The organism is Amycolatopsis sp. NPDC051372 (assembly GCF_040682095.1).
Taxonomy (GTDB): Bacteria; Actinomycetota; Actinomycetes; order Mycobacteriales; family Pseudonocardiaceae; genus Amycolatopsis.
The window spans coordinates 315,164-340,239 of record NZ_JBFBAF010000004.1 but is presented as its reverse complement, the minus strand read 5'-3'; the positions used below and the strand labels follow the sequence as shown (position 1 = coordinate 340,239).

General features: G+C 68.7%; 25 protein-coding genes and 1 tRNA gene. 20 read left to right on the top strand and 6 right to left on the bottom strand.

What is annotated here, in order from left to right:
- Positions 1 to 264: 264 nt before the first annotated feature.
- Positions 265 to 798, top strand: coding sequence for a DUF501 domain-containing protein (locus tag AB0M56_RS09020; protein ID WP_364172591.1), 534 nt, complete (start codon positions 265 to 267; stop codon positions 796 to 798).
- Positions 799 to 1,203: 405 nt separating this feature from the next.
- On the opposite strand, the gene AB0M56_RS09015 is transcribed toward AB0M56_RS09020, so the two are convergent.
- Positions 1,204 to 2,013, bottom strand: coding sequence for a hypothetical protein (locus AB0M56_RS09015; RefSeq protein ID WP_364172588.1), 810 nt, complete (start codon positions 2,011 to 2,013; stop codon positions 1,204 to 1,206).
- 156 nt (positions 2,014 to 2,169) lie between these two features.
- On the opposite strand from AB0M56_RS09015, the gene AB0M56_RS09010 reads away from it, so the two are divergent.
- The 10 genes from AB0M56_RS09010 (at position 2,170) to AB0M56_RS08965 (ending at position 13,792) form a co-directional block, all read left to right on the top strand.
- Positions 2,170 to 3,240, top strand: a complete 1,071-nt coding sequence (locus AB0M56_RS09010; RefSeq protein WP_364172585.1) for a lytic murein transglycosylase — start codon at positions 2,170 to 2,172, stop codon at positions 3,238 to 3,240.
- Positions 3,241 to 3,264: 24 nt separating this feature from the next.
- Positions 3,265 to 4,218, top strand: a complete 954-nt coding sequence (locus tag AB0M56_RS09005) for a Ppx/GppA phosphatase family protein (RefSeq protein WP_364172583.1) — start codon at positions 3,265 to 3,267, stop codon at positions 4,216 to 4,218.
- 166 nt (positions 4,219 to 4,384) lie between these two features.
- On the top strand, positions 4,385 to 6,007 hold the full coding sequence (locus AB0M56_RS09000; RefSeq protein WP_364172580.1) for an ABC transporter substrate-binding protein: 1,623 nt from the start codon (positions 4,385 to 4,387) through the stop codon (positions 6,005 to 6,007).
- 95 nt (positions 6,008 to 6,102) lie between these two features.
- Positions 6,103 to 7,029 carry an ABC transporter permease gene (locus AB0M56_RS08995; protein ID WP_220244268.1) on the top strand — a complete coding sequence of 309 codons (927 nt, stop codon included), beginning with the start codon at positions 6,103 to 6,105 and terminating at the stop codon, positions 7,027 to 7,029.
- Positions 7,022 to 7,975 carry an ABC transporter permease gene (locus AB0M56_RS08990; protein ID WP_364172577.1) on the top strand — a complete coding sequence of 318 codons (954 nt, stop codon included), beginning with the start codon at positions 7,022 to 7,024 and terminating at the stop codon, positions 7,973 to 7,975. Before AB0M56_RS08995 ends, AB0M56_RS08990 begins: the two co-directional genes overlap by 8 nt.
- A 6-nt stretch (positions 7,976 to 7,981) precedes the next feature.
- Complete coding sequence (locus AB0M56_RS08985) at positions 7,982 to 8,983, top strand: ABC transporter ATP-binding protein (protein WP_364172574.1); 1,002 nt, start codon at positions 7,982 to 7,984, stop codon at positions 8,981 to 8,983.
- Positions 8,976 to 9,974, top strand: coding sequence for a dipeptide ABC transporter ATP-binding protein (locus tag AB0M56_RS08980; RefSeq protein ID WP_364172571.1), 999 nt, complete (start codon positions 8,976 to 8,978; stop codon positions 9,972 to 9,974). Before AB0M56_RS08985 ends, AB0M56_RS08980 begins: the two co-directional genes overlap by 8 nt.
- A gap of 89 nt (positions 9,975 to 10,063) precedes the next feature.
- Positions 10,064 to 11,764 (top strand): S8 family serine peptidase, encoded by a 1,701-nt coding sequence (locus AB0M56_RS08975; RefSeq protein WP_364172568.1) that lies wholly within the window; start codon positions 10,064 to 10,066, stop codon positions 11,762 to 11,764.
- Positions 11,765 to 11,922: 158 nt separating this feature from the next.
- Positions 11,923 to 12,885, top strand: a complete 963-nt coding sequence (locus tag AB0M56_RS08970) for a hypothetical protein (protein WP_364172565.1) — start codon at positions 11,923 to 11,925, stop codon at positions 12,883 to 12,885.
- 43 nt (positions 12,886 to 12,928) lie between these two features.
- Complete coding sequence (locus tag AB0M56_RS08965) at positions 12,929 to 13,792, top strand: LLM class flavin-dependent oxidoreductase (RefSeq protein WP_364172562.1); 864 nt, start codon at positions 12,929 to 12,931, stop codon at positions 13,790 to 13,792.
- 125 nt (positions 13,793 to 13,917) lie between these two features.
- Here the strand turns inward: AB0M56_RS08965 and AB0M56_RS08960 are convergent, their stop codons facing one another.
- Positions 13,918 to 14,277 (bottom strand): helix-turn-helix domain-containing protein, encoded by a 360-nt coding sequence (locus tag AB0M56_RS08960; protein WP_364172559.1) that lies wholly within the window; start codon positions 14,275 to 14,277, stop codon positions 13,918 to 13,920.
- A 103-nt stretch (positions 14,278 to 14,380) separates the two neighbouring features.
- On the opposite strand from AB0M56_RS08960, the gene AB0M56_RS08955 reads away from it, so the two are divergent.
- Positions 14,381 to 14,749 carry a DoxX family protein gene (locus tag AB0M56_RS08955; protein WP_364172556.1) on the top strand — a complete coding sequence of 123 codons (369 nt, stop codon included), beginning with the start codon at positions 14,381 to 14,383 and terminating at the stop codon, positions 14,747 to 14,749.
- 47 nt (positions 14,750 to 14,796) lie between these two features.
- On the opposite strand, the gene AB0M56_RS08950 is transcribed toward AB0M56_RS08955, so the two are convergent.
- A complete protein-coding gene (locus AB0M56_RS08950) occupies positions 14,797 to 16,281 on the bottom strand; it encodes a peptidase S10 (RefSeq protein ID WP_364172553.1) in 1,485 nt (494 codons plus the stop codon).
- A gap of 50 nt (positions 16,282 to 16,331) precedes the next feature.
- On the opposite strand from AB0M56_RS08950, the gene AB0M56_RS08945 reads away from it, so the two are divergent.
- The 3 genes from AB0M56_RS08945 (at position 16,332) to AB0M56_RS08935 (ending at position 19,084) form a co-directional block, all read left to right on the top strand.
- Positions 16,332 to 16,988 (top strand): endonuclease V, encoded by a 657-nt coding sequence (locus tag AB0M56_RS08945; RefSeq protein ID WP_364172550.1) that lies wholly within the window; start codon positions 16,332 to 16,334, stop codon positions 16,986 to 16,988.
- Entirely contained in the window at positions 16,988 to 17,674 is a 687-nt protein-coding gene (locus AB0M56_RS08940) for a uracil-DNA glycosylase (protein WP_364172547.1), read from the top strand. Before AB0M56_RS08945 ends, AB0M56_RS08940 begins: the two co-directional genes overlap by 1 nt.
- A gap of 84 nt (positions 17,675 to 17,758) precedes the next feature.
- Positions 17,759 to 19,084, top strand: a complete 1,326-nt coding sequence (locus AB0M56_RS08935; protein WP_364172545.1) for an NAD(P)/FAD-dependent oxidoreductase — start codon at positions 17,759 to 17,761, stop codon at positions 19,082 to 19,084.
- 59 nt (positions 19,085 to 19,143) lie between these two features.
- On the opposite strand, the gene AB0M56_RS08930 is transcribed toward AB0M56_RS08935, so the two are convergent.
- Positions 19,144 to 20,121, bottom strand: coding sequence for a multicopper oxidase domain-containing protein (locus tag AB0M56_RS08930; protein WP_364172542.1), 978 nt, complete (start codon positions 20,119 to 20,121; stop codon positions 19,144 to 19,146).
- A 24-nt stretch (positions 20,122 to 20,145) separates the two neighbouring features.
- The gene (locus AB0M56_RS08925; RefSeq protein ID WP_364172541.1) at positions 20,146 to 20,895 is read right to left on the bottom strand and encodes a multicopper oxidase domain-containing protein; all 750 of its coding nucleotides are present in this window, start codon (positions 20,893 to 20,895) and stop codon (positions 20,146 to 20,148) included.
- A 50-nt stretch (positions 20,896 to 20,945) separates the two neighbouring features.
- On the opposite strand from AB0M56_RS08925, the gene AB0M56_RS08920 reads away from it, so the two are divergent.
- Complete coding sequence (locus AB0M56_RS08920) at positions 20,946 to 21,554, top strand: TetR family transcriptional regulator (protein ID WP_364172538.1); 609 nt, start codon at positions 20,946 to 20,948, stop codon at positions 21,552 to 21,554.
- Positions 21,555 to 21,585: 31 nt separating this feature from the next.
- Positions 21,586 to 21,659: transfer RNA gene (locus AB0M56_RS08915), tRNA-Leu, on the top strand.
- 466 nt (positions 21,660 to 22,125) lie between these two features.
- On the opposite strand, the gene AB0M56_RS08910 is transcribed toward AB0M56_RS08915, so the two are convergent.
- Positions 22,126 to 22,779 carry a helix-turn-helix domain-containing protein gene (locus tag AB0M56_RS08910; protein ID WP_364172535.1) on the bottom strand — a complete coding sequence of 218 codons (654 nt, stop codon included), beginning with the start codon at positions 22,777 to 22,779 and terminating at the stop codon, positions 22,126 to 22,128.
- A 133-nt stretch (positions 22,780 to 22,912) separates the two neighbouring features.
- On the opposite strand from AB0M56_RS08910, the gene AB0M56_RS08905 reads away from it, so the two are divergent.
- From AB0M56_RS08905 to AB0M56_RS08895, 3 genes are read left to right on the top strand one after another with little or no spacing between them, the layout of a single operon-like run.
- Entirely contained in the window at positions 22,913 to 23,617 is a 705-nt protein-coding gene (locus AB0M56_RS08905) for an SDR family oxidoreductase (protein ID WP_364172532.1), read from the top strand.
- Positions 23,618 to 23,619: 2 nt separating this feature from the next.
- Positions 23,620 to 24,510, top strand: a complete 891-nt coding sequence (locus AB0M56_RS08900) for an NmrA family NAD(P)-binding protein (RefSeq protein ID WP_364172530.1) — start codon at positions 23,620 to 23,622, stop codon at positions 24,508 to 24,510.
- Positions 24,510 to 25,019, top strand: coding sequence for a carbonic anhydrase (locus AB0M56_RS08895; RefSeq protein WP_364172528.1), 510 nt, complete (start codon positions 24,510 to 24,512; stop codon positions 25,017 to 25,019). Before AB0M56_RS08900 ends, AB0M56_RS08895 begins: the two co-directional genes overlap by 1 nt.
- Positions 25,020 to 25,076 lie beyond the last annotated feature (57 nt).

The window sequence follows — 25,076 nt, the reverse complement described above, 5'->3', positions numbered from 1 at the left end:
CCTCGGATGACACTCGGCTGGGACAGCCCCGCCGAACGCATGACACAGTTACTCACCGTCTAGCAGCAGTGTTGCAACCACCGCTAGAAACCGCCTCCCCAAGGGGGGCGTCCCCATCCCAGTCTACCGGCGGGGGTCGGCGAAAACTGTGGTCGAGGCCGCGGGAGGCCGAGTTGTCCACAGGGGAGTCGAGTTGTGGATAAGTCGGGGGTTCAGGCGGAGGTGGCGGAGGGGCCGGGCGTCGGCGGCACTAACCTGGGGGGCGTGAACAGCAGCAACAGCAGCACGGAACCCCCCCGCTTCGAGCCGGTCTCCGATGCCGACCGGGAGATCATCAAGGAGCAGCTCCGGCGGCCGCCGCGTGCGTTGCGGGCCGTGGCGGCGCGGTGTCCGAGCGGGCACCCGTCGGTGGTGCAGACGAGCCCGCGGCTCGAGAACGGCACCCCGTTCCCCACGCTCTACTACTTGACGTGCCCGCGGCTGACGTCGCTCGTCGGCACGCTGGAGGCGTCCGGCGTGATGAAGGAGATGACCGCGCGGCTCGAGACCGACCCGGAGCTCGCCGCGGCGTACCTGCGCACGCACGAGACCTACCTGGCCGAGCGCGACGCCATCGAGTCCCTCGGCACGCAGGTCACCGCCGGCGGCATGCCGGGGCGCGTGAAGTGCCTCCACGTCCACCTCGCCCACACCCTCGCCGCAGGCCCGGGCGTCAACCCCTTCGGCGACGAGACCCTCGCCTGGCTCCACACCCAGGGCTGGCCCTCGGGCGAGTGCGCCGCTGCCGAAGAGGAGTAACGCGCCCGTCTCGTGTGCAGATAGTCCAGACAGGCGGGCAGTTACTGCATCTGTGGGTTCCCGTTCGGGTGGCCCGCCGCCAAGCTGAGTACGGAATCTTCACACGACGTAGGCAACCATCGGGCTCATCACCGGGTGACCCCGAGGAGGGTTCGGACCATGCGGGCGCCACGCGGACTCGGGCACATCGCCCGAAAGCTCCGCAATGGAACCCACGGCGACGCCCCTCGCGATGAGGCTTCGGCCGCAGTCGAGGCGAGCGATGGGGACGGTCGCGGCCACGACCTCGGCGAGGAATCTTCCATGACAGAGACCGCCGGCCAGGGCTCGACCGAGCCGGCCGCCGGCAAGGCTCCGGCCGACGAGATCACGGGCCAGGCCGACAGTTCGGCCGAGGAAGCCCAGTCAGAGCTGGGCGCTGCCGAACACGCCGCGATCGCAGACGTGGACGATGAAGAACCACCGGGTGAGGAGGGCCGCGAAGACGCCGTAGACGCAGTCGCGCGCACCCTGCGCGAGGCGAATGGCCCGGACGACGCCGCCGACAACAACGAGCACCCGGCAGATCACGAAGGTGCGCCGGGCCCGGGGAACGCCGCCGAGGCCGAAGATCTGGCTCGGATCGCTGGACGCGAATCGGATGTGCCAGGCGATGACGCCCCAGAGGGCAGCGCCCAAGCCGGAACGGCCGAACTTAAGACGGCAGACGAGGCCGAGGCGCAAGAGCCTTGGACCGAAGCCGCCGAAGATGCCGCCGCAGCAGCCGACGAAGCTGAAGTGCGAGTCGAAGCCGCTGAGGCTGTGCGAGCCGACGAAGGGCAACGAAGGCAGGCCGAGGAGGGTGAAGGTGGCGCGGCTGAAGCCGACGCGCGCGGTGAAGCTGCGGCCCAGGCTGAAGGAGTTGGGGCCGAGAGCGCTGGGGAGGGCGGAGCGGCCCAGGCTGAAGCGGGCGAGATTGACGAAGCGCACACCGAGGTAGCCGGCGGAACCGAGGTCGTGACGCCCGGCGCCGAGCCAGAAGTGCAGGTCGGTGTGGCTCAGACCGGAGCAGGCGAAGTCGCCGAAGCTGGTGGAGAAGGCGAAGTTGGTGCCGCTGCCGAGGTCGGCGAAGGAGCCGAAGCCGGTGGAGAAGACGGAGCCGGAGCCGCTGCCGAAGTAAGCGAAGCGGGCGAAGCAGAAGCAGCTGAGGCTGAGGCCGAGGCTGAAGAAGGCCAAGACAGACCCCGCCGCTGGTCACGGCCGGATCAAGCCCCACCGAGGCGCAGCCCGAGAGCGCTGCGGATCGCGACGAGGAAAGCCCGGTACCGCGGCCGAAAGGTCACCGCAAAGCACCGGAACGCGTTCTCCGTCTCCGTCGGGATCCTGGCGGTCGTGCCGGCGATCGCCGCAACGCTGGCCATCGGGGCGTGGACGGCCGGCCTGCCGACGGCCCACACCAAGGACGTAGCCCTCGAGCAGGGTTACGACCCCCAGAACCCCCAGGTGGAAAAGGTCGCCGTCGACGGCAGCCTGCCCGACTCCCCCGTCCCGCTGCCGTTGCCGGCGTACGAGTTGCCCAACGGGCCCCTTGGGATCCCGACCACCGCCTTGGCCGCGTATCACAACGCGGCCGACATCCTGGCCCACGAGCAGCCGAACTGCCACATCGACTGGGCGCTGGTCGCCAGCATCGGGCGGATCGAGTCCAACCACGCGCGGGGTGGGTACGTCGACGCGGCGGGCACGGCGCTCGAGCCGATCCTCGGCCCGGAGCTCAACGGGACCGGGCCCTTCGCGGCGATCCCGGACACCGACGGCGGCGTGCTGGACCACGACACCGTCTGGGATCGCGCGGTGGGGCCGGCGCAGTTCATCCCCGCGACGTGGCGCGAGTACGCGTCGGACGGGAACGGCGACGGCACCGCCGACCCGGAGAACCTGTTCGACGCCTCGCTCGCCACGGCGCGTTACCTGTGCTCCGGCGGCCTGGACGTCGCGAACCCGGACCAGCTGCGCACGGCGATCTACCGCTACAACAACTCCGACGTCTACGTGAACACCGTCATCCTCTGGGCCGAGGCTTACCGCAACGGCGTCGCGCCGCTGCCGGACAGTCAGATTCCCGTCGGGGCGCCCAACGCGGGCGTGAACCCGGCGCCGCCGGCTGTGCCGCCGCCACCGGTGTCCGGTAAGCCGCCGAGCGGGCCGCCGCAGATGTCGTTGCCGCCGAGTGGAAGCACAAGCAGCAGCACGTCGACGGACACCGCCACCACCACCAGCACCACGCCGACCTGCGAAACCAGCACGACGGCCGACAGCACGCCGGTGACCACACCAGACAGCCTGAGCAGCAGCCCCAGCAGCAGCCCAAGTCTTCCCCCGTGCGGTGAGCCCAGCTCGACGGCGCCCGGGGACAGCAACTCCGCACCACCGAGCCCAACAGGCGACTCCCCGTCCCCCTGACCTGCACCCAGTAAGGTCGACGCCATGCCTCGTGTAGCCGCGATCGACTGTGGGACCAACTCCATCCGCCTGCTCGTCGCCGAGCTGACGCCGCGCCACGACGGCACGGTGGACCTGCGCGACCTGCACCGCGAGATGCGCATCGTGCGCCTCGGCCAGGGCGTCGACGCCACCGGGCGCCTGGCTCCGGAAGCGCTGGAGCGGACGCGAAAAGCCCTCGCCGACTACACGATCGCGGCGCGGCGCAAGGGCGTCGAAAAAATAAGGATGGTCGCCACCTCCGCCACGAGGGACGCCAGCAATCGCGACGAGTTCTTCGCCATGACGCGCGAGACGCTCGGCGTCGAGGCCGAAGTGATCAGCGGCGACGAGGAAGCGCGGCTGTCCTTCACCGGCGCGGTCGGGGAGCAGGACCCGGACGATGGTCCCTTCTTGGTCGTCGACGTCGGCGGCGGCTCGACCGAGCTCGTCCTCGGCATGTGGGACGGGCAGCGCGCTGAGGTGCTCGCGGCCAAGTCCGTGGACATCGGCTGCGTCCGCATCACCGAGCGCGACCTCAAGGGTGATCCGCCCACCGACGAAGAAATCGCCCGGGCGAAAACCACCGCCGAGACCATCCTCACCGAGGCCTTCGACGTCGTCGACGTGGCCAAGGCCAAGACCTGGATCGGGGTCGCCGGCACGGTGACCACGTTGTCAGCGGTCGCCCAGGAGCTGCCCGAGTACGACTCCGAGCGAACGCACCTGTCGAAGCTCTCCCACGCCGAGATCGACCGCCTCGCGACGAGCCTGCTGGCGGCCGACCGGGCCACCCGCGCGGCCAACCCCGTGATCCATCCGGGCAGGGTGGACGTGATCGGCGGGGGTGCGGTGATCGTGCAGGTGCTGGCCGAGCAGCTCGCGAAACGCGGTGGTCCGGACCAGCTGATCGTGAGCGAACACGACATCCTCGACGGAATCGCGCTGTCCCTCGCCTGAGCGGAGCAGCGCAGACACACGCGGTGATCAACAAGACCTTGGTCGTGCTCTGCCCGGGTGAGCGACAAGGTTGTCACTCTTTTGCAACCGAGCGATCTGGTTACAAACCGCCAATAGCCCGATAACCTCCATCTCACTTTTCGGGAACATGAGATGGAGGGGAACGATGCGGCGTTCACGCAGGCTCTGGGGAGCCGCCGCGGTGGTGACAACCTTGTCATTGGTCCTGGCCGCGTGTGGTGGTGGCTCCAGCAGTAGCGGGTCGTCCGGCGAGGTGGATCCCAACGGGACCTTCACCGTCTACGGCACCGAGCCGCAGAACACGCTGATCCCCACGAACACCAACGAGCTGGGTGGCTCGAAGGCCGTCGACGCGATGTTCGCCGAGCTGGTCGCGTTCAAGGGTGACAACGCGCAGCCCTACAACCAGATGGCCGAGTCGATCACCACGACCGACTCCAAGGTCTTCGACATCAAGATCAAGCAGGGCTGGAAGTTCCACGACGGCACCGAGGTCAAGGCGAAGAACTTCGTCGACGCCTGGAACTACGGCGCCTACTCGCCCAACGGCCAGATCAACAGCACGTTCTTCGAGAACATCCAGGGCTACGACGACGTCCACCCGGCCGACGACAACGCCAAGCCGACCACGGACAAGATGTCCGGCCTGGTCGTGAAGGGCGACTACGAGTTCCAGGTGACGCTGAAGGCGCCGTTCTCGGTCTTCGCCACCAAGATCGGCTACACGGCCTTCGCGCCGCTGCCCGACGTGTTCTTCAAGGACCCCAAGGCTTTCGCGCAGCACCCGATCGGCAACGGCCCGATGAAGTTCGTCAGCCGCACGCCGAACGTCGACATCAAGCTGACGCGCAACGACGACTACAAGGGCCAGGACAAGGTCAAGTTCAAGGACCTGGACATCAAGATCTACGCGAGCCAGGAAACCGCGTACCAGGACCTGCTGAGCAACAAGCTCGATTTCATCGAGACGCTCCCACCCAGTGCCCTGGCCGGCAGCAAGTACAAGACCGACCTCAAGGACAACCTGGTCGTCGGTCACCTGCTCGGCATCAGCACCATCGCCGTGCCGTACTACGTGCCCGGCTACGACAACCTCGACCTGCGCAAGGCCATCTCCATGGCGATCGACCGCGCGCAGATCACCAAGACCGTCATGAACGACACCTACGTGCCGGCCGACGGCTACGTCTCGCAGGGCATCGAGGGCTACCGCCCGGCCGTGTGCGAGTTCTGCAAGTTCGACCCGACGGCGGCCAAGGCGGCGTTCGCGAAGTCCGGCTTCAAGGGCAAGCTCACCATCGCCTCCAACGCCGACGGTGGCCGCAAGGAGCCGCTGGTGGCCGCGTGCAACAGCATCAAGAACGTGCTCGGCGTCGAGTGCGACTTCGTGCCGGCCACGGACTTCGGCCAATGGCGCAGCATCGTGACGGGCCACAAGCTGACCGGCATGGGCCGTTCGGACTGGTCGGCCGACTACCCGTCGATCGAGGACTTCCTGAACCCGATCTACCGCTCGGGTGCCTCGTCGAACGACTCGGTCTACTCCAACCCGGCCGTCGACCAGCTCCTGGAGCAGGCCGACTCCACGCCGGACAAGGACGCCGCGATCAAGATCTACCAGCAGGCCGAGGACGCCATCGCCAAGGACCTGCCCTCGATCCCGGTCTGGGACGAGAAGGGTGTGGCCGCGAAGTCCAAGCACACAAAGACCGTGACGCTCGACTTCCGCCGCCGCGCCGACTACTCGTCGGTCGAGGTCACCAAGTGACGCGCTGAGAAGACGTCCCACCACCAAGGCCGCCGCGGACCGTCTCAAAAGGACGGTCCGCGGCTCGCCCGGCGCGCACTCCTAGGAACTGACGCATGATTCGCTACGTCCTGCGACGCCTGCTCCAGCTGATCCCGGTGTTCTTCGGAACGACCTTCCTGATCTACGTGCTGGTGTGGGCCGTCCCGGGTGATCCCTTCTCCGGCAAGTGCGGTCAGACGGCCTGCCCCCAGGCCTACGTCGACCTGATGACCGAGAAGTTCCACCTGAACGACAACCTGATCCTCCAGTACCTCAAGTACCTCGGCAGCCTGTTCACGGGCGACTGGGGCGAGACCTTCAACGGCACCTCCGTCGGCGAGCTGATCGCCACCTCCTACCCGATCACGCTGCGCCTGGCGCTCGTCGCGGTGCTCATCGAGGCCGTGATCGGCCTGACCGCGGGCGTGCTGACCGGCCTGCGCGGCAAGGGTTTCCTCGACAACCTCGTGCTCGTCTCCACCACGTTCCTCATCTCGCTGCCGGTGTTCGTCACCGCGATCGTGCTGCAGCTCGTGCTGGGCACCGAGCTCGGCATCATCGACACGAGCGTGTCGGACAACCCGGGCTTCGGTGAGCTGATCGTGCCCGGCATCGCGCTGGGCAGCCTCTCGATGGCCTACGTCGCGCGGCTCACGAGAACGTCGATCGCGGAGAACCGCCACGCCGACTACATCCGCACGGCCATCGCAAAGGGCCAGCCCAACAGCCGCGTGGTCGGCGTGCACCTGCTGCGCAACTCGGTGATCCCGGTGCTGACGTTCCTCGGCACCGACCTGGGTGCGCTGATGGGCGGCGCGATCGTGACCGAGGGCGTGTTCAACATCAACGGCCTCGGCGGGCTCATCTTCCGCGGCATCCAGAACCGCGAGAGCGCCACCGTCGTGGGCGTCGTGGTGCTGCTCGTGCTCGTGTACCTGCTGATGAGCCTGATCGTGGACCTGCTCTACGCCGTTCTCGACCCGAGGATCCGCTATGACTGACCCCAACCTCGTCGGAGGCACGGCTGTCGACGCGGCGGAGCTGTCGCGCATCGACGACTCCGCGACCGAGACGAAGAAGCCCCGCAGCCTGTGGGGCGACGCCTGGCGCCAGCTGCGCCGCAAGCCGGCGTTCGTGATCTCCGCGGTGATCATCGTGTTCATCGTGCTCATCGCGGTCGCGCCGGGCCTGTTCACGCACGTCGACCCCGGGGCCGGCGACCTGACGAAGGCCAACCAGGGCCCGTCGGCCGACGCCTGGTTCGGCTACGACAACCAGGGTTACGACGTCTACGCCCGCACGATCTACGGCGCCCGCGCGTCGCTGCTGGTCGGCGTGTTCGCAACGATCCTGACCGTGGTCTTCGGCTCGCTCGTCGGCATCCTCGCGGGCTACTACGGCCGCCTGATCGACAGCCTGCTCTCACGGCTCGGCGACATCTTCGCCGGCCTGCCGTTCGTGCTCGGCGCGATCGTCATCCTCACGACGTTCAACGCGCCCGGCTCCAACCCCGGCGCCGTAACGATCATCGTGCAGGTGGTCTGCTCCATCGCGGTGCTGACCTGGCCGGTCGCCATGCGCATCATGCGCTCGGCGACGCTGGTCGCGAAGCAGCTCGACTACGTGAAAGCCGCTCGTGCGCTCGGCGCCAGCACGCCGCGCATCGTGTTCCGGCACCTGCTGCCCAACACACTCGCGCCGGTGCTGGTCTACGCCACCATCGCGCTCGGCGCGGCCATCGGCGCCGAGGCGACGCTCGCGTACCTCGGCATCGGCGTGCGGCCGCCGGTGATCTCGTGGGGCGTGATGATCAGCGACTCGCGCGACTACTTCCGGGCCGACCCGCACATGCTCTTGTTCCCCGGTGCGTTCGTCACCATCACCGTGCTCGCGTTCGTGATGCTCGGTGACGGGATCCGCGACGCGCTCGACCCGAAGTCGAGGTAGCGGCCGATGACCGATACACGCAACGATCTGCTGCTCGAGGTCGAAGACCTCCAGGTGGAGTTCCGCACTTCCGACGGCGTCGCCAACGTGCTCAACGGCGTGAGCTACTCCGTGCACGCCGGCGAAACCCTTGCGGTGCTGGGTGAATCCGGCTCCGGCAAGAGCGTGACCGCACAGACCATCATGGGCATCCTCGACATGCCGCCCGGCGTGATCACCGGCGGTTCGATCCGCTACCGCGGTGAGGACCTGCTCACGGCCACGCCCGAGCGGCGGCGCGAGCTGCGCGGCACCGAGATCGCGATGATTTTCCAGGACGCGCTCTCGGCGCTGAACCCCGTGTTCACCGTGGGGTTCCAGATCGAAGAACAGCTGCGCGTGCGCCAGGGGATGTCCAAACAGGACGCCCGCAAGCGCGCGATCGAGCTGCTGGACCTGGTGCGCATCCCGGCCGCCGCGCGGCGGGTGAAGGACTACCCGCACCAGTTCTCGGGCGGCATGCGCCAGCGCGCGATGATCGCGATGTCGCTGGCACTCGACCCCGTGCTGCTGATCGCGGACGAGCCGACCACGGCTCTCGACGTGACCGTGCAGGCCCAGATCATGGACCTGCTGGGCGAGATCCAGCGCGAACGGCAGATGGGGCTGGTCCTCATCACCCACGACCTGGGTGTGGTCGCGGAGGTCGCCGACCGGATCGCCGTGATGTACGCGGGCCGGATCGTGGAGCAGGCCGACGTGCACGAGCTGTTCAAGTCACCGGGTCACCCGTACACGGCGGCGCTGATGGACTCGTTGCCGCGCCTGGATCTCAAGGGTCAGACGCTGGAGACGATCAAGGGGCTGCCGCCGAGCCTGCTCCACATCCCTTCGGGCTGCCCGTTCCACCCGCGGTGCAAGCGGGCGGAGCAACGCTGTTCGGAGGAACGGCCGTCGTTGCACAGCCTCGGTTTCGGCCGGGTCAGTGCGTGTCACTTCGCCGAAGAGGTGGTGGAAAGCCGTGTCTGAGCCGATTCTCAGCGTCCAGGAGCTGGTGAAGCACTTCCCGGTGCGCCAGGGCGTGCTGTTCAAGCGCACGGTCGGGCACGTCAAGGCCGTCGACGGCGTCTCGTTCGACCTGGCGCCGGGCGAGACGCTCGGCGTGGTGGGCGAGTCGGGCTGCGGCAAGTCGACGCTCGCGCAGGTGCTGATGCGCCTGGAGGAGCCGACCGCGGGCGGCGCGACGTTCGAGGGCCGCGACATCTTCAAGCTGCGCGGCGGCGAGCTGCGGCGGCTGCGGCGCGAGATCCAGATCGTGCTGCAGGACCCGTACACGTCGCTGAACCCGCGGATGACGGTCGGCGACATCGTCGGCGAGCCGTTCGAGATCCACACCGAGGTGGCGCCGAAGGGTTCGCGCGCGCAGAAGGTGCGTGAGCTGCTGGAGGTGGTGGGGCTCAACCCCGAGCACCTCAACCGCTACCCGCACCAGTTCTCGGGCGGGCAGCGCCAGCGCATCGGCATCGCGCGGGCGCTCGCGCTGCGGCCGAAGGTGATCATCTGCGACGAGCCGGTGTCCGCTTTGGACGTCTCCATCCAGGCGCAGGTGATGAACCTGCTCGGCGACCTGCAGACGGAGTTCGGGCTGTCGTACGTGTTCATCGCGCACGACCTGTCCGTGGTACGCCACCTCGCCACGCGGGTGGCCGTGATGTACCTGGGCAAGATCGTGGAGATCGGGACCGAGGACGAGATCTACGAGCGGCCCTCGCACCCGTACACGCAGGCGCTGCTCTCGGCCGTGCCCGTGGCCGACCCGGAGGTGCGCGGGCAGCGGCAGATCATCCGGCTCGAGGGCGACCCGCCGAGCCCGCTCGACCCGCCGTCGGGCTGCCGGTTCCGCACACGGTGCTGGAAGGCGCAGGACATCTGCGCCACGGAGGTGCCGGAGCTGTCGCCGCGCACCGACGGTCACCTCTCGGCGTGCCACTTCGCGGAAGCCCGGTCCGTGGTGCCCTGACTTTAGTCGGGTTCCTCCTCCTGACGATTGCTGCGACGTGTGTCCGGTATGTACGTTGCAGTGTCGGTTTTCGCGTTGGAGGAGGACTCGTGAAAAGACCCAGACTGCTTCTCGCCGTGTTGGCGGTACCCCTGCTCGGTGCGGCTTCCTTCGTACCCGTCGCGTCGGCAGGGGTGTCCGGCCCGGTCACGGAGTTCACGGTGCTGGCGCGTTCGGACGTCGGCGCCGCCGTGGCCGCGGTCGAGGCCGCCGGTGGGACGGTGGTGGCCCGCAACGACGCCGTCGGGCTGATCACGGCTTCGGCGCCGGCTTCGGGCTTCGTGGCGCGGGTGTCTTCCAGCAGCGCGGTGTTCGGCGCGGCCCGGTCGAAGGCGATCGGGTCGGCGCCGCGGGACGGCAAGAAGGTGAAGCACGACGCGGTCGAGAAGGAGGGCCGGGGCAAGGCTTCCGGTGCCAAGCGTGGTGCTTCCGGTACAGACCCGCTGGACGACCAGCTCTGGAGCCTGAAGTCCACCCGGTCGGACCTCGCGCGCACAGTGCAGCCCGGTGACAAGCGCGTGAAGGTCGGCATCATCGACACCGGCGTCGACGCCAGTCACCCGGACATCGCACCGAACTTCGACCGCGCCGACTCGCGCAACTTCACGCGCGACATCGTCGCCGACGTCAACGGCGCGGTGGTGGACGGCCCGTGCGAGTACCGCGGCTGCGTCGACGCGATAGACCACGACGACAACGGCCACGGCACCCACGTCGCCGGCACGATCGGCGCGGCGGTGAACGGCTTCGGCGTCTCGGGCGTCGCGCCGGGCGTCTCGCTGGTGAACATCCGCGCCGGCCAGGACTCGGGCTTCTTCTTCCTGCAGCCGACTGTCGACGCGTTGACCTACGCCGGTGACGCGGGCATCGACGTGGTGAACATGAGCTTCTACACCGACCCGTGGCTCTACAACTGCCGCGCGAACCCGGCCGACTCCGCCGAGGAGCAGGCCGAGCAGCGAACCGTCATCGAGGCAACCACGCGGGCGCTGAACTACGCGCACCGCAAGGGCGTCTCGATGGTCGTCGCCCTCGGCAACGAGCACACGGACCTCGGCGCGCCGTTGCCCGACGCGACCAGCCCGGACTACCCGAGCACCTCGGCGCACCCGCGTCAGATCGACAACGCGTCCTGTCTGACCATGCCGACGGAAGGCCCGCACACGATCGGTGTCGGCGCTTTCGGTCCCTCGCAGGCGAAGGCGGACTACTCCAATTACGGGACCGAGCAGATCTCGGTTTCGGCGCCGGGTGGGTATTACCGGGACGGCTTCGGGACGCCTTGGTTCCAGAAGGTGGAGAACGAGATCCTGTCGGCTTACCCGCGCAACGTGGCCGTGGCCGAGGGGAACGTCGACGCGGCCGGCAACGTGACTGCGGCCGGGGCCGCCGCGGGTGTGCAGAAGGCCGTCGCTCGTGACGGGCGGGTCGGCTACTACCAGTGGCTGCAGGGGACTTCGATGGCGACGCCGCACGCTGCCGGCGTGGCGGCGTTGATTGTTTCCGAGTACGGGAAGAAGTCGGGTTCTGGCTTCGGTATGGACCCCGATGCTGTGCAGCGCGTCTTGGAGGGGACGGCTTCGCCGGTCGCGTGCCCGGTGCCGCGGACGGTGGACTACCTGGACGAGGGCCGGGACGAGTCGTTCACGGCTACGTGCACGGGGAATGCTTCGTTCAACGGTTTTTACGGACATGGTGCTGTGGATGCTTATGCGGCTGTGCCGCATGGGGCCAAGTACGTGAAGCAGTAGTTCTCGCGGTTGACGGCCCTGTGTCAAGGTTTTCGCGCCTTGACACAGGGCTGTTTCGCGCCAAGTGGTGAATCGCGAATGGGGGCATTGACACCGCAAACCGGCGCGCCCAACGATGGAGGCGGCGCGTCGAGTGCCGCGCCTTGGGGGTGGGGACTGTGCGTTGTGGTGGGTGGACCAAGGCGGCCGTGGCCGCGGCCGGGATGGTCGTAGCAGGGCTCCTGGCCGGGGCCGGGGCGGCGAACGCCGCGACGACCGTGCCGATTTCCGCGCCCGGCGGGTACGCGAGTGATCCGTCGAGTACGCCGGCCACCGGGAAGCACACGCGGGCGCTCGGGGCGGCGGTCACGGTGCCGGCCGGGGAGACGCGGTACGTCAGCAGCAAGCTGAACGTGGACGACGCCGCGCAGGTCACGGAAGTTTCGCACCTCGTGTACTGCCGGCGGCCTGGGCAGACGGTGAACGCGGCGCAGCTCGTGAGCGGGCAGAACGTGCTCGCGAACACCGCGACGACGTTGCTCACCCGCGGATTCGTCACGGCGCCGGCGGACAGTGCGCTCACCTGTTCGGTGTATGCGCAGTTCGTGAACCACGCGGCGAACGTCAGCGGGCAGATCTCGGTGCTCGCCTCCTCGTACCTGCAGGACGTCGACGGGCCCATCGCGGCCGTGAAGCAGACGTTCAACGGCAAGGTGCTGGTGAACTCCTCGGCGACCGCGAACTCCGTGTCGTTCACCGCGCCCGCCGGGGCGACGGTCGTGCAGGCGATCGGGGACGTGAACATCACCGTCTGCTACAACGCGGACAACGGCCTCTGCAAACGTTCGGCCGGCGCGCGGATGGACGGCGCGAACTCGCTGGTGGGTACGCAGCTCGTGGTGAACCAGCTCGATGCGAACGGCAACCCCTGCAACACCACGACCAACGGACCGCTGGCGGGCGTGACCGTGACGAACACCGTCCACCACTTCAAGATCAACACCTGGGTGACGAACGTCCCGATCGTCGCGACGTGCTCGCGGAACTTCGTGGTGTACACCAGGGTCACGGCCAACGCAGCGCACAACTCGTTCCTCATCGAGGCCAACAACGAGAGCGTCGGCGCGGCTTTCGTGCCCTGAGCCGAGCGCTGCGGCGACCGGCGGGCGGTTGCACACTGGCGGTATGCGCATCGGCATCGGTATTCCCAACACCATTCCCGGCACCGACGCCCGGCTGCTGCTCGACTGGGCGCGGCGGGCGGAGGCTCGCGGGTTCGCTTTCGTGTCCACGATCGGGCGCGTCGCGTACCCGTCGTGGGATTCGTTGACCGCATTGGCCGGCGTCGCGGGGGCGACCACGGAGATCGGGCTGCTGACGAACGCCGTGCTGGGGCCGACGTACCCGGACGCCGTGCTGGCGAAGGTGGCCGGAACCGTGGCGGCGCTGTCGGGTGGGCGGTTGACGCTCGGCCTCGGCGTCGGCGCGCGGGAGTCGGACTACCTCCCGGTGGGGCTGGATTTCGCTTCACGAGGCGCGGCTTTCGATCGGCAGCTCGGTTACCTGACGCGCGCGTGGCAGGGCGCGCCAGTTGAAGCCGGCGACTTCGACGGCGAGCAGCGCCCCGTGGTCGGCGACGTGCCGGGCATCCCGCTCCTCATCGGCGGGCACAGCAAACGCGCGGTCCGCCGCACGGTCGAACACGCTGCCGGCTGGACCGGCGCCGGCGGCGGCCCGGCGCGCGCCGAGCCGACCGTGAAGGAAATCCGGGCCGCGTGGTCCGCCGCCGGCCGGCTTGGCGAACCGCGGTTGCTGGGCCTGGCGTACTTCTCGACATCTGCTGCCGACCGTGGTGACGACTACCTGCGCTCCTATTACGCCTACGCGGGCCCGCACGCCACCACGATCGCCGAGGGCGCCGTCCGTACGCCGGACCGCATCAGGGCGATCGTGCGGGAGTTCGAGTCGGCGGGCCTGAACGAACTGACCTTCACGCCGACCGTCGCGGAGGTGGAGGAGGTCGACCGGTTGGCCGATCTTGTCCTGTGACCCCCCGAGCGCGACCGTGCGCCCACGAAAGCGGGTCGAAGCCGACTGCACGAACTCGCCACTCTGAATCCGAACACCGGCCGGATCGGTGATCGGCAAGCGCTGCGGCACCTGGCGGTTCTGGATCAAGAACCGCCGTGGGACCTGCGGTTGGCGTTGATCTGCTCGCGGTTGGCCATCGCCCACTCCGCGAGGGCCATGACCCGCGGAACGAGCGTCCGGCCGAGTTCGGTGAGGGCATACTCGACGCGTGGCGGGACCTCCGCGTAGGCGGTGCGCGTGACCAGGCCGTCTTCTACCAGGTGCTTGAGCGTCAGGGTGAGCATTCGCTGGGAGACGCCGGTGACGGCCGTGTGCAGATCGCCGAACCGGAGGGGGCCGGTGCGCAGTGTGCCGATCACGAGCAGGCTCCACTTGTCGCCGATGCGGTCCAGGACCTCGCGGACCGCGCCGCCGTCGGGGATTTCCGGTGTGATCTTCGCCATGCGCGGGACTCCTTTCCTGGACACATACATCGATGTGCCTTTTGCAGCCGGCCCCCGTTGCGCCGACTATCCAGCGACAACGGGCAGCGGAATGGGGAATTCGGTGAACATCGCACTGTGGGTCGTCCAGGGTCTGCTCGCGGCGGTCTATCTCGCCGCCGGAGGGCTCAAGGCCGTGCGGCCGCGGGAGCGGCTGGCGGCGTCGGGAAACCTCGACTGGATGAAGGACGCGTCGGACGTCGGGGTGAAGGCGGTCGGCCTGGTGGAGATCCTCGGCGCGTTCGGGGTGGTCCTGCCGTGGCTGACGGGGATCGCCTCGGTCCTCACCCCGGTCGCCGCGGTCGGGCTGGTGGTGGTGCAGGTCGGGGCGCTTCGGGTGCACGTGGTGCGCGACGAGCGACGGCCGTTGCCCGCCAATGTGATCCTGCTGCTGCTCGCCGCCTTCGTGGCGGTCGGCCGCTTTCCGGGCTGAGAAAAGCGTGGGGCACGGCCGAAAGTGACCGTGCCCCACTACAGCGGCTACCGGTTCGAAGCCGACTTCACGAACTTCCCCAGATCCTTCGACTGCTGGATCCGCGTCGGTTCGTGCACGTACATCATGTGCCCGGCCGGGTAGTAGGCCGTCTCGATGTTGTCGCGCAGTTCGTCCGGGATCTGCAGGTGGGCGAGCACGTGCTCACTCGCGAAGTACGCCGTGGCGCCGTCGTAGTGACCGAACGCGACGTGGACCTTCAAGTGCGGGTTCGCGCGCATGGCGGCGCTCACGGAGTCCACGACGGACACGAACCGGCCCTCGAAGTCCTTGTACGACCACGCCTTGAAGACATCGCCGGACAGGATCTCGTACGGCAGGTCGTTCTGGTACCCGAGCTCGTCGCGGATGAAGTGGTTGAAGCCCGCCGAGTACGCGCCGATGATGCGCGAGATCGACGCGTCGTCGCTCATGTGCTCGCGGCCGCCGTCGACCTCCCACGTGGTGAACCGGCCGTCCATGCGCCCGACGAGCAGGCCGCGGTCGCGCAGGAGTTCCGTGAAGAAGCGCACGTGCTCGATCCGCAGGTTGACTCGGTCCACATAGGACTCCGAAAGCCCCGTCAGTGAAGCCAGCGTGGCCACGGTCTCCGCGCGGTCCTGAGTGGACAGCCGCGCACCTCGCGCCAGGGCCCACGGCAGTTCCTTGGCGGCGAAGTCCTCGGCGTCGGCCAGGACGTCGTCAAGGGGACGATCGCCGTGGAAGCCGTGGTAGTGCGCGATGGCCGCGTAGGTGGGCACGTAGAGCGAGTACGGCAGGTCGTTGCCCTCGTGGAAGCGCAGCGTGCCCATGTCGAGCACGGACGAGATGAGCAACAGGCCGTTGAGGTACAGGCCGTAGCGGTCCTGCAGGTGTCCAGCCAGCGCGGCCGCCCGCAGCGTGCCGTAGGACTCGCCGGCGAGGAACTTCGGCGACAGCCAGCGTCCGTTGCGCGAGATCCACAGCCGGATGATCTCGGCGACCGACTCGATGTCGCCCTGGAACCCGGTGTAGTCCTTCGACTCGCCGCCCTCGGTCACGCGCGAGTAGCCCGTGGAGACCGGGTCGATGAACACGAGGTCGCTGTGCTGGAGCAGGGTCTCGCTGTTGTCCTCGAGGCCGTACGGGGGCGCGACCAGAGCGTCGACGTCACCCGAGAGCACCCGCCGCGGGCCCAGCAGGCCCATGTGCAGCCAGATGCTGGACGAGCCGGGGCCACCGTTGAACGCGAACGTGACCGGGCGCGAGCCCGGCTCGGCGTCGTCGAGCGTGTAGGCGGTGAGGAACACCTCGGCCTTGGGCTTGAGGCCCTCCGACTTCCCGTCCTTCAGCACCTCCTGGCGCAGCACCACGCGCCCGGCCTGCGCGGTGTAGGCCAGTTTGCGGCGTTTGACCGTGAGCGTGTGGTGCGTGGTCACAAGGTCGTCGACGGGCTCCGGCGGCTTCTCCGCCGTGGCCGGCTTTTCGGGGGTCTCTTCGGTGGTGTCCGACATGGATCCAACTTAGCCAACCGTGCTGGGGAAGGCTGTGGAAAGCTGGCGCAATGCGCTGGCCCGCCACGATTCCCGAGGCCCGCGAGGTCCAGGATGCGCTCCGCGGCCGCGTGGACCTCACCGACGCCTGCCCGGCGCCGGCGACGGTGACCGGCCTCGACGTCGCCTACGATCCAGCCGGCACGCGCATCGCCGCCGCCGCGGTCACGCTGGCCCTCGACGACCTGCGCGTGGTCGAGGAACGCGTGATCACGGGCGAGGTCACCTTCCCGTACGAACCGGGCCTGTTCGCCTTCCGCGAGCTGCCGCCGCTGCTCGACGCCATCGCGGCGCTCGCGCACCCGCCCGAGGTGTTCGCGTGCGACGGCCACGGCCTCGCCCACCCGCGGCGCTTCGGCCTCGCGTGCCACCTCGGCGTGCTCACGGGGACCCCGGCGTTCGGCGTCGGCAAGACGCGGCTCGTCGGCACGCACGAGGAGCCCGGCCCGGAACCCGGCGACACCGTGCCGCTGCTGGACGGCGACGAGCAGCTCGGCGCCGTCGTGCGCACGAGGCCTGGTGTGAAACCGGTTTACGTGTCCGCGGGGCACCTGATCAGCCTCGACCACGCCTGCCGGCTGACGCTCGCGTTGACCCCGCGCTACCGCCTGCCCGAGACGACGCGCGCGGCCGACCACCTGTGCCGCGCGGCTCTGGCCGGCCGCTGATGGACACCCTCGCGGAGCTCGACGCCGCCGTCACCGGGTGCCGCGCGTGCCCGCGGCTGGTGGCGTGGCGCGAAAAGGTGGCGGTCACCAAGCGGGCCGCCTTCCTCGACGACGAGTACTGGGCCAGGCCCGTGCCCGGCTTCGGGCCGGCGGACGCGGCGCTGGCCGTGGTCGGGCTCGCGCCCTCGGCGCACGGCGGCAACCGCACCGGGCGGATGTTCACCGGCGACCCGTCGGGCGACTTCCTGTTCCGCGTGCTGCACGAGGTGGGGCTGGCGTCGCAGCCCACGTCCACCGACAAGCACGACGGCCTCACCCTCCGCGGCACCCGCCTCGTCTCACCCGTCCGCTGCGCGCCGCCCGAGAACAAGCCGACGCCTGCCGAGCGCGACACCTGCCGCCACTGGCTCGCCGACGAGCTGAGGCTGCTGCGCCCGACCTTGAAGGCCGTCGTGGTGCTCGGCGCATTCGGCTGGCAGGCACTGCTGCCGGTGCTCGCCGAGGCGGGGTGGCCGGTGCCGGCGCCGCGGCCGGCGTTCGGGCACGGGACCGTCGTCGAGCTCGGTGACCTACAGCTGCACGGCTGTTACCACGTGTCACCCCGTAATGTCCAGACGGGCCGTGTGACTCACGCGATGGTGTGTGACGTGTTCGCCTCCGCGGCCAGGGCCGCCGGCCTCTTCTGAATCGTTACCGCCTGCATGGCGATGCTGGTCACAGCAGGGCGGGGTACCCGAGCGATACGGCTCGGCAAGTGCGACTATGGAGTCATGGCTGCTAAGTCGGAACCGACTCGGATCCTCATCCTCGGTGGTGGTTACGTCGGCCTGTACACGGCGTACGGGCTCCAGAAGATGCTGCGCGCCAACGAGGCCTCCGTGACCGTCGTTGACCCTCAGCCGCACATGACCTACGCGCCCTTCCTGCCCGAGGCGGCGGCCGGCGCGATCGAACCCCGTCACGTGGTGGTGCCCCTGCGCCGCGTGCTCAAGCGCTGCCACGTGCTCACCGCGCGCGTGACGAAGATCGAGAACGAGCGCAAGGCCGTCACGGTCGAGGCCGCCGACGGCCACATCGAGACGCTGAACTACGACGTGCTCGTGGTCGCGCTCGGCGCCGTCGCCCGCATCCTCCCGATCCCGGGCCTGGCGGAGCAGGGCATCGCCTTCAAGACCATCGGCGAGGCCATCTACCTGCGCAACCACATCATGACCAAGCTCGACGAGGCGGCCAGCACGCTCGACCCCGAGCTGCGCAAGCGCCTGCTGACCTTCACGGTCGTCGGCGGCGGCTTCGCCGGCATCGAGGCGCTGGCCGAGCTCGAAGACATGACCCGGTTCGCGGTGGACAACTACTACCCGAACATCAAGCCCGCCGACATCCGCTGGGTGCTCGTCGAGGCCGCCGGGCGGATCCTGCCCGAGGTGCGCGAGACGCTCGGCGTGTACACGGTGCAGCAGCTGGAGAAGCGCGGCATCGAGGTCTACCTGTCGACGGCGGCGAAGTCGTTCGAAAACGGTCACGTCGTGCTCTCGGACGGCACCGAGTTCGACACCGATACGCTCATCTGGACGGCCGGCGTGAAGGCCAACCCGGTGCTCGCCGACTCCGACCTGCCGCTCGACAAGCGCGGCCGCGTCGAGGCCACCGCCGCGATGCAGGTCGTGGGCCACCCCGAGGTGTGGACGGCGGGCGACAACGCCGCGATCCCCGACCTCTCGCGAACCGAGCAGGACCCGACGGCCACGTGCCCGCCCAACGCGCAGCACGCCGTGCGCCAGGCGACGCTGCTGGCCAAGAACATCATCAAGGTCCTGCGCGGCGGCCAGCCGAAGGACTACTTCCACAAGAACCTCGGTGCGGTCGCCAGCCTCGGCCTGCACAAGGGTGTCGCCGACGCGCTGAACCTGAAGATCAAGGGCTTCCCGGCCTGGCTCTTCCACCGCGCGTACCACCTCAAGGCGATGCCGACGTGGAACCGCAAGACCCGCATCCTGTTCGACTGGATGCTCGGCGGCCTGTTCCGCCGTGAGGTGATTTCGCTCGGGCAGATCAACAACCCGAAGGAAGAGTTCGCCCGGGTTTCGAAGGGCTGAGTTGGTTTTCCGCTGAAGCCGGACCTCCTGTCGGGAGGTCCGGCTTCTGGCGTTTTCGGTTACTGGACGAGGCGGTAGCGGGCCATCATGCAGTCGTCTTCATGGTCGAGGATGTGGCAGTGCCAGACGTAGCCCTGGAGGTCCATGTCCATGTCGTGCTCGGCCATCGTCATGCCGGACATCGCGTGCCGGGCCGGGGTGAACGTCGCGTCCGGGTCGAAGCCGAGTTCGTCGGCCGTCGGGAAGTGCACGAGGAAGCGCGTGACGGTGTTCTGCGGGCAGTTCACGGTGTCCTTCGGCCCCGCCTCCCAAGGCGCGGGCGGCTGGGGTGCGCCGAGGAGGAACTCGTCCGGCGGCGGCGCCCACTCCGTGTGCATCGGCGGGCGCGGGTTCGCCAGTGAGTAGGCGACCGGGTCGAACATCTGTCGGTTGAGCAGGTGCAGGTTCACCAGGTGCAGGTGCACGGGGTGGTCCTCGACGGTGAGGTTCACGACCTCCCACAGCTCCGTGGTTCCCTGGCGTGGCAGTGCGATCGGATCGTCCTCGAAGCAGAGGTTGTTGAGCGACATGCCGACCGGCGGCCAGCGCGTGAGCTTGAGGTCCTGGGTGAGCGTGACGACGCGGCGGCGGTCGGGTGCCGACGGCTTTTTCGTGACGCGCAGCCGAGTCGGCAGCGCCTGCCGGTGACCTTTCGCGCCCGTGCTGGTGAAACGCACGACGTCGGGCAACGGCTGCGCACCCGTGACGAGGGCGATGAGCGCGGCTTCGCGTTGGTCGTTGACGAGGTCGACGTGTTCGCCTTTTTCGAGGTCCGAGAAGTCGACCACGAGGTCGGCGCGCTCGCCGGGGGTGAGGCGGACGTCGGTGGTGACGACGGGGGCGTCGAGCAGGCCGGCGTCGTTGCCGATCACGTGGAAGGGGCGGCGGTCGCGGAAGAACAGGTGGTAGGAGCGGAAGTTCGATGCGTTGAGCACCCGGAACCGGTACTGGCCGCGGGCGACGTTCGTGTACGGCGAGACCTTGCCGTTGACCGTCATGCGGTCGCCGATCTGGCCGCCGTCTCAGTGACCCTGCGGGACGAGGGTGAGGGTGCGGTAGTTGAGCGAGCCGTCGGCGTGGAAGCGGCGGTCGGCCAGGATCAGCGGTAATTCGAACTCGCCGCTGGGCAGGTGCCACGCGTTGGTGCGGTCGCCGGTGTCGCCTTCGTCGCGCAGGAGGTACATGCCGGCGAGCCCCGCGTGGACGTTCAGGCGCGTGAGGCCCATGCCGTGGTCGTGGTACCAGAGGCCGGCGGCCGGCTGGCGGTTTTCGTGGCGGTAGGTGCGGTGCTCGCCGGGGAGGAAGACGTCCATCGGGTGGCCGTCCATCTCGGGCGGCGTGACGGCGCCGTGCAGGTGGACCGAAGTGTGGGGTTTGGTGCGGCTTTCCTCGGACGCGCCGTCGAGGGTCGAGTCGACGTCTTCCGCGAAGAGGTGCCGGCCGAGCTTGTTGTCGAACGTCAGCTCGAGGCGCTGGTTCGCGTGGGCCTCGATGGTGGGCCCGAGGTACTCGGCGCCGCCGTAGGACCAGGTGGGCGCGGGGGCGAGGTCGCGGTGGAAGCGGTGGGTGGACTCGGCCATGGCGAGGCGGTGGTCGCCGCGGATGGTCTGCGGGATCGGGAGCTCGTCGACGTAGGGCGGGAGGTCGGGCGAGGGGAAGGTGCGGAGGTCTGCGTCGGTTTGGGGTCTGGCTGCTCTGGTCGGGATTGCCGCGGTCGCTGCGGTGGCCGCGGTCGCTTTGAACAGCCGTCGACGGGAGATGCCTTCTGCCATGGGAGGTTCCTGTCCAAGTGATAGTGAGCTATCAGTTGGTAGTGTAGGGCATGCCCCCGCAGCCGCTGCGTGCCGACGCCGCCCGCAACGCCCGCCGCATCATCGACGCGGCCTACTCGGTCTTCGCCGCCGGCGGCGTCACCGTGCCGATGGAGGAGATCGCCGCCGCGGCCGGCGTCGGGGTCGCGACGTTGTACCGGCGGTTCCCGCACAAGCAGGACCTGGTGCGGGCGGTGCTGGAGGCGCGGTTCGACGAGGTGATCGTGCCGGTGCTGTCTCGCGCTGCTTCGGCGGCTCCGCGCGACGGTGTTTATCTCGCGTTGGAAGCCGCAGTGAGTTTGGCGGCGGTTGAGCAGCCGTTGTTCGCCGGGGCCAACAACTTGGGTGCGTTGACGATGGATCTGGCCTGGCGCTTCTTCTCGCCGGTGGCCGCACTGGTGGCCGCCGGCCAGGCCTCGGGGGTGTTCCGCGCGGACCTGGTGGCGGACGATGTCCCGCGCCTGGTGTTGATGCTGGTGGGGACGTTGCCGTCGTTCCCCGCCGACGCTTCGGAGGGGTGGCGGCGGTATCTGGACCTGCTGATGGATGCGCTCTCGCCGCTGGGCGCCTCGGGGCTGTCGCCGGCGTCCGCTGTGGCGGATCACACGCCGCGCATCTGACGGGCCGCGAGGGTCCCGCTAAGGTGTTCGTGCCCCCGTAGCCCAATTGGCAGAGGCAGTCGACTTAAAATCGACCCAGTGCGGGTTCGAACCCCGTCGGGGGCACTTCCGCCTCGCCTGCTCGGCCCGATCGGACCGGGTGGCCGGTCATGGACGCACGGTGACGACGGGGAAGTCCCGCGGCTTCCTCGACGGGACTTCCCCGGTTACCGGATTCGAGGAGAACCTGGCGTTGCGGCGAGCAGGCCTTCAATGAGCTGACCCGGTCGTTCAAGTTGTATTTCGGTCCGAGCGGGCCCTCCCATTCGACGGCGATTCGCAGCGACTGGCCCTGGTAGTCGCTGTTTTCCCAGAGGCACTAGATTTCCGTCGTCCGGTGGCGCCGTCGTTCTCCCATGCGCAGAAGCAGTCGACGTCGCAGTCGGCCCCTTCGCCATGTTCCCAATCGGGTCGGAAGACCTCAGGAATAGTGCGCGCGTGAGTGTCCACTGTGGCCACGAATGACGTCAGGCAATCGGTTCGGGGTCAGGGAAGTATGCCGCTCGCAAAGCCGGCGAAGTGGTGACCCACTCTAGGAGGTCGAAGGGCCACGGCTGGCGAACACCCGGGTAAACGTGTCCAGAAGCTTCCGTGGCCCCGAGATCTTCACCAAGCCGCACTTGATGGCCTGCACCAGCTCCAGGTAGGACGGCAGTTCCTCGGGCTGGAGGGTGATCACGAGGTCCGCGCCGGAGGGGGCGGGGCCGACGCCGGCGTCGAGTTTGCCGTTGGTGACGATGGCGTGGACGGCGAAGTCGGGGGTGTGGATTTCCCAGGCCGCGGTGACGTCGGTGGCGCCGGAGGGGTCGAAGGCGGCGCGGAGTGACGTGGCGAGGGATTCGGGCGTGACGATCTCGCCGGGGCGGGGCTCGCCGAGTTGGGTTGTGCCCCAGCGGCCGAGGGCGTGGATGGCCGGTTCGAGCTCGTGGCCGAGCGGGGTGAGGGCGTAGACGACGCCGCGGCGGGGAGCGGGCGCGATCTGGCGTTCGACGATGCCGGACTGTTCGAACTCTTTCAAGCGCGTGGCCAGCACGTTGGACGGGATGCCGGGCAGGCCGTCGAGGAGATCGGTGTAGCGGCGCGGGTGGATGGCCAGGTCGCGGATGATCAGCAACCCCCAGCGTTCGCCGACGAGCTCCAGGGCTCGCGCGAGGCCGCAGTACTGCCCGAAATCACGCCGTTTCATGTGTTAAGTGTAGCACCGTCCCGGAATGAGACTAGACTCTTCCAAAAAGACTGTCCTTGTAAAAATGAAGTGATCGGATTACCGTCCTCATCGTGGCCACGAAGGGGCCACGCAACCTGAAGGGGAATCAACGATGACTGCTCTGCAGAACGCGACGGTGTGCGTGACGGGCGCGAACGGTGGGCTCGGGTCCGCGTTCGTCCAGGCCGCGCTGGATCGGGGTGCGGCCCGTGTGTATGCGGCTGCCCGCAAGGAGAAGGCGTGGGGTGACGAGCGGGTCGTGACCGTCGACCTGGATCTGACCGACCGGGGCTCGATCGCGCGGGCCGCGGCGAAGCTGGGCGACACCACGATCCTCGTCAACAACGCGGCGATCTTCCCGCACAGCGACCTGCTGACCGCCCCGATCGAGGAGATCGAGGAGGTGTTCGAGGCCAACCTGCTGGGCCCGCTCGTCCTGACCCGCGAGCTGGCGCCGGCGCTGCGCACGGCCAAGGGCGCATTGCTCAACGTGGGGTCGGTGCTGAGCTGGTTCGCCATCGGCAAGGCGCACAGCGTTTCCAAGGCCGGGCTGTGGATGGCCACCAACGCCCTGCGGCTCGAGCTTGCGCCCGCCGGCGTGCAGGTCCTCGGGGCGTTCTTCGGCCCGACCGACACTCCAATGCAGGCCGGCAACGACACCAGCGGTATGAACAAGCCGGCCGACGTCGTCAGCGCGATCTTCGACGCCCTCGAAGCCGGCGAGCACGAGGTGCTCGTCGACGACATGACGAAGAAGGTCCACGCCGGGCTCGCGGCCGACGTCACGGCGCTCTACCCGGCGCTGGCCGGTAGGTGACTATGTCCACTTCAGACAGAAGAGTGCTCGTCACGGGAGCGGCCGGTGGCACTGGAGGGGCCGCCGTCCGCGAGGCCCTGGCGCTGGGGCTGACCGTGCGGGCGATGGTGCGCACGGTCGACGACCGCGCGCGAGCGCTGGCCGAGCAGGGGGCGGAGGTCGTCGCCGGTGACTTCCAGGACATCACCACGCTGCGGCTGGCGCTCGAGGGCACGGACGCCGCGTATTTCGTCCACCCGATGCGGCCGGGCCTGATCCAGGCCACGGTCAATTTCGCTCAGGCGGTGAAGGAAACCGGCGGCCCGGCCGTCCTCAACCTCTCGCAGCGCAACACCAGCCGCGAGTCCACGGGGATCTCGACGCGGGAGACGTTCCTGTCGCAGGAGGTGTTCACCTGGTCCGGTGTGGACGTCGTCCACCTGCGCCCGACGATGTTCCTCGAATGGTTCCTCTACCCGTGGATCCTGCCGAACCTGCGCAAGGGGAAGCTGTGGATGCCCGCGGGGGCGGGCACGTCGTCGATCGTCGGCACCGAGGACCTGGGGCGCGCGATCGCCGCGCTGCTGAAGGAGCCTGGAGTCCACATCGGTCGGACGATTCCGCTGTCCGGCCCGGCTGAGCTCGGCCAGGCGCAGATGGCGGCCGAGCTGTCCGAAGCGCTGGGCCGGGAGATCGTCTACGAGGACTGCGATCTGGACGAGTTCGTGGCCACGATAGCCGCGTTCGGCGTGCCCGGGTACCTGGTCGGGTCGATTCGCGGAATCATGATCGACTACCGCGCCGGACGGCTCGGCGGTGCCGACGACACCATCGAAAAGCTCACCGGGCGGCGGCCGATGTCCGTCGCCGAGTTCGCCCGCAAACACGCCGCCCTGCTGAACGGAGTCGAGTGATGACTGAAGTCGTGAACACTTTCGTCGAGCGGAACCGGAAGTTCGCCGAGACGCGGTTCGATCCCACGTTGATCATGCGGCCGAGCCTGCTGACGAGCGTCATCAGCTGTTTCGACCCGCGGGTCGACCCCGCTGTCGTGCTCGGCGCGGAGCCGGGGGAGATCGGGGTGCTGCGCAACGTCGGCGGACGGGTCACGCCGGACACGATCGAGCAGCTGGTGATGTTGCAGCACGTGGCCGCGGCCGCGGGGGCGGGTCCCGGTGGGTGGAACGTCGTCGTGCTGCAGCACACCGGCTGCGGCATCACCCTGATCCAGGACCGGCCCGGCCTGCTGGCTCCGTACTTCGGGTCGTCTGAGGCCGAGCTGCCCGACGTGGCGGATCCACGGGTGGCGGTGGCTCGTGACGTGGCATTGCTGAGGGCCGAGCCGCGTCTGCCCGGGTATCGGGTGTCGGGTCTTGTTTACGACGTCGGTACCGGTTTGGTGGAAACCGTCGTCGGGCCGTAGGCGACCCTCCACTGTGGACCGGCTGGTGCCGGCTCGTTGACGAACGAGGGTCCGTTG

Bases quoted from the DNA above. Each gene is read 5' to 3' on its own strand.
- AB0M56_RS09005 (WP_364172583.1), top strand. From the start codon at position 3,265: ATGCCTCGTGTAGCCGCGATCGACTGTGGGACCAACTCCATCCGCCTG.
- AB0M56_RS09000 (WP_364172580.1), top strand. From the start codon at position 4,385: ATGCGGCGTTCACGCAGGCTCTGGGGAGCCGCCGCGGTGGTGACAACC.
- AB0M56_RS08995 (WP_220244268.1), top strand. From the start codon at position 6,103: ATGATTCGCTACGTCCTGCGACGCCTGCTCCAGCTGATCCCGGTGTTC.
- AB0M56_RS08990 (WP_364172577.1), top strand. From the start codon at position 7,022: ATGACTGACCCCAACCTCGTCGGAGGCACGGCTGTCGACGCGGCGGAG.
- AB0M56_RS08985 (WP_364172574.1), top strand. From the start codon at position 7,982: ATGACCGATACACGCAACGATCTGCTGCTCGAGGTCGAAGACCTCCAG.
- AB0M56_RS08965 (WP_364172562.1), top strand. From the start codon at position 12,929: ATGCGCATCGGCATCGGTATTCCCAACACCATTCCCGGCACCGACGCC.
- AB0M56_RS08960 (WP_364172559.1), bottom strand. From the start codon at position 14,277: ATGGCGAAGATCACACCGGAAATCCCCGACGGCGGCGCGGTCCGCGAG.
- AB0M56_RS08950 (WP_364172553.1), bottom strand. From the start codon at position 16,281: ATGTCGGACACCACCGAAGAGACCCCCGAAAAGCCGGCCACGGCGGAG.
- AB0M56_RS08945 (WP_364172550.1), top strand. From the start codon at position 16,332: ATGCGCTGGCCCGCCACGATTCCCGAGGCCCGCGAGGTCCAGGATGCG.
- AB0M56_RS08940 (WP_364172547.1), top strand. From the start codon at position 16,988: ATGGACACCCTCGCGGAGCTCGACGCCGCCGTCACCGGGTGCCGCGCG.
- AB0M56_RS08935 (WP_364172545.1), top strand. From the start codon at position 17,759: ATGGCTGCTAAGTCGGAACCGACTCGGATCCTCATCCTCGGTGGTGGT.
- AB0M56_RS08930 (WP_364172542.1), bottom strand. From the start codon at position 20,121: ATGACGGTCAACGGCAAGGTCTCGCCGTACACGAACGTCGCCCGCGGC.
- AB0M56_RS08925 (WP_364172541.1), bottom strand. From the start codon at position 20,895: ATGGCAGAAGGCATCTCCCGTCGACGGCTGTTCAAAGCGACCGCGGCC.
- AB0M56_RS08920 (WP_364172538.1), top strand. From the start codon at position 20,946: ATGCCCCCGCAGCCGCTGCGTGCCGACGCCGCCCGCAACGCCCGCCGC.
- AB0M56_RS08910 (WP_364172535.1), bottom strand. From the start codon at position 22,779: ATGAAACGGCGTGATTTCGGGCAGTACTGCGGCCTCGCGCGAGCCCTG.
- AB0M56_RS08905 (WP_364172532.1), top strand. From the start codon at position 22,913: ATGACTGCTCTGCAGAACGCGACGGTGTGCGTGACGGGCGCGAACGGT.
- AB0M56_RS08900 (WP_364172530.1), top strand. From the start codon at position 23,620: ATGTCCACTTCAGACAGAAGAGTGCTCGTCACGGGAGCGGCCGGTGGC.
- AB0M56_RS08895 (WP_364172528.1), top strand. From the start codon at position 24,510: ATGACTGAAGTCGTGAACACTTTCGTCGAGCGGAACCGGAAGTTCGCC.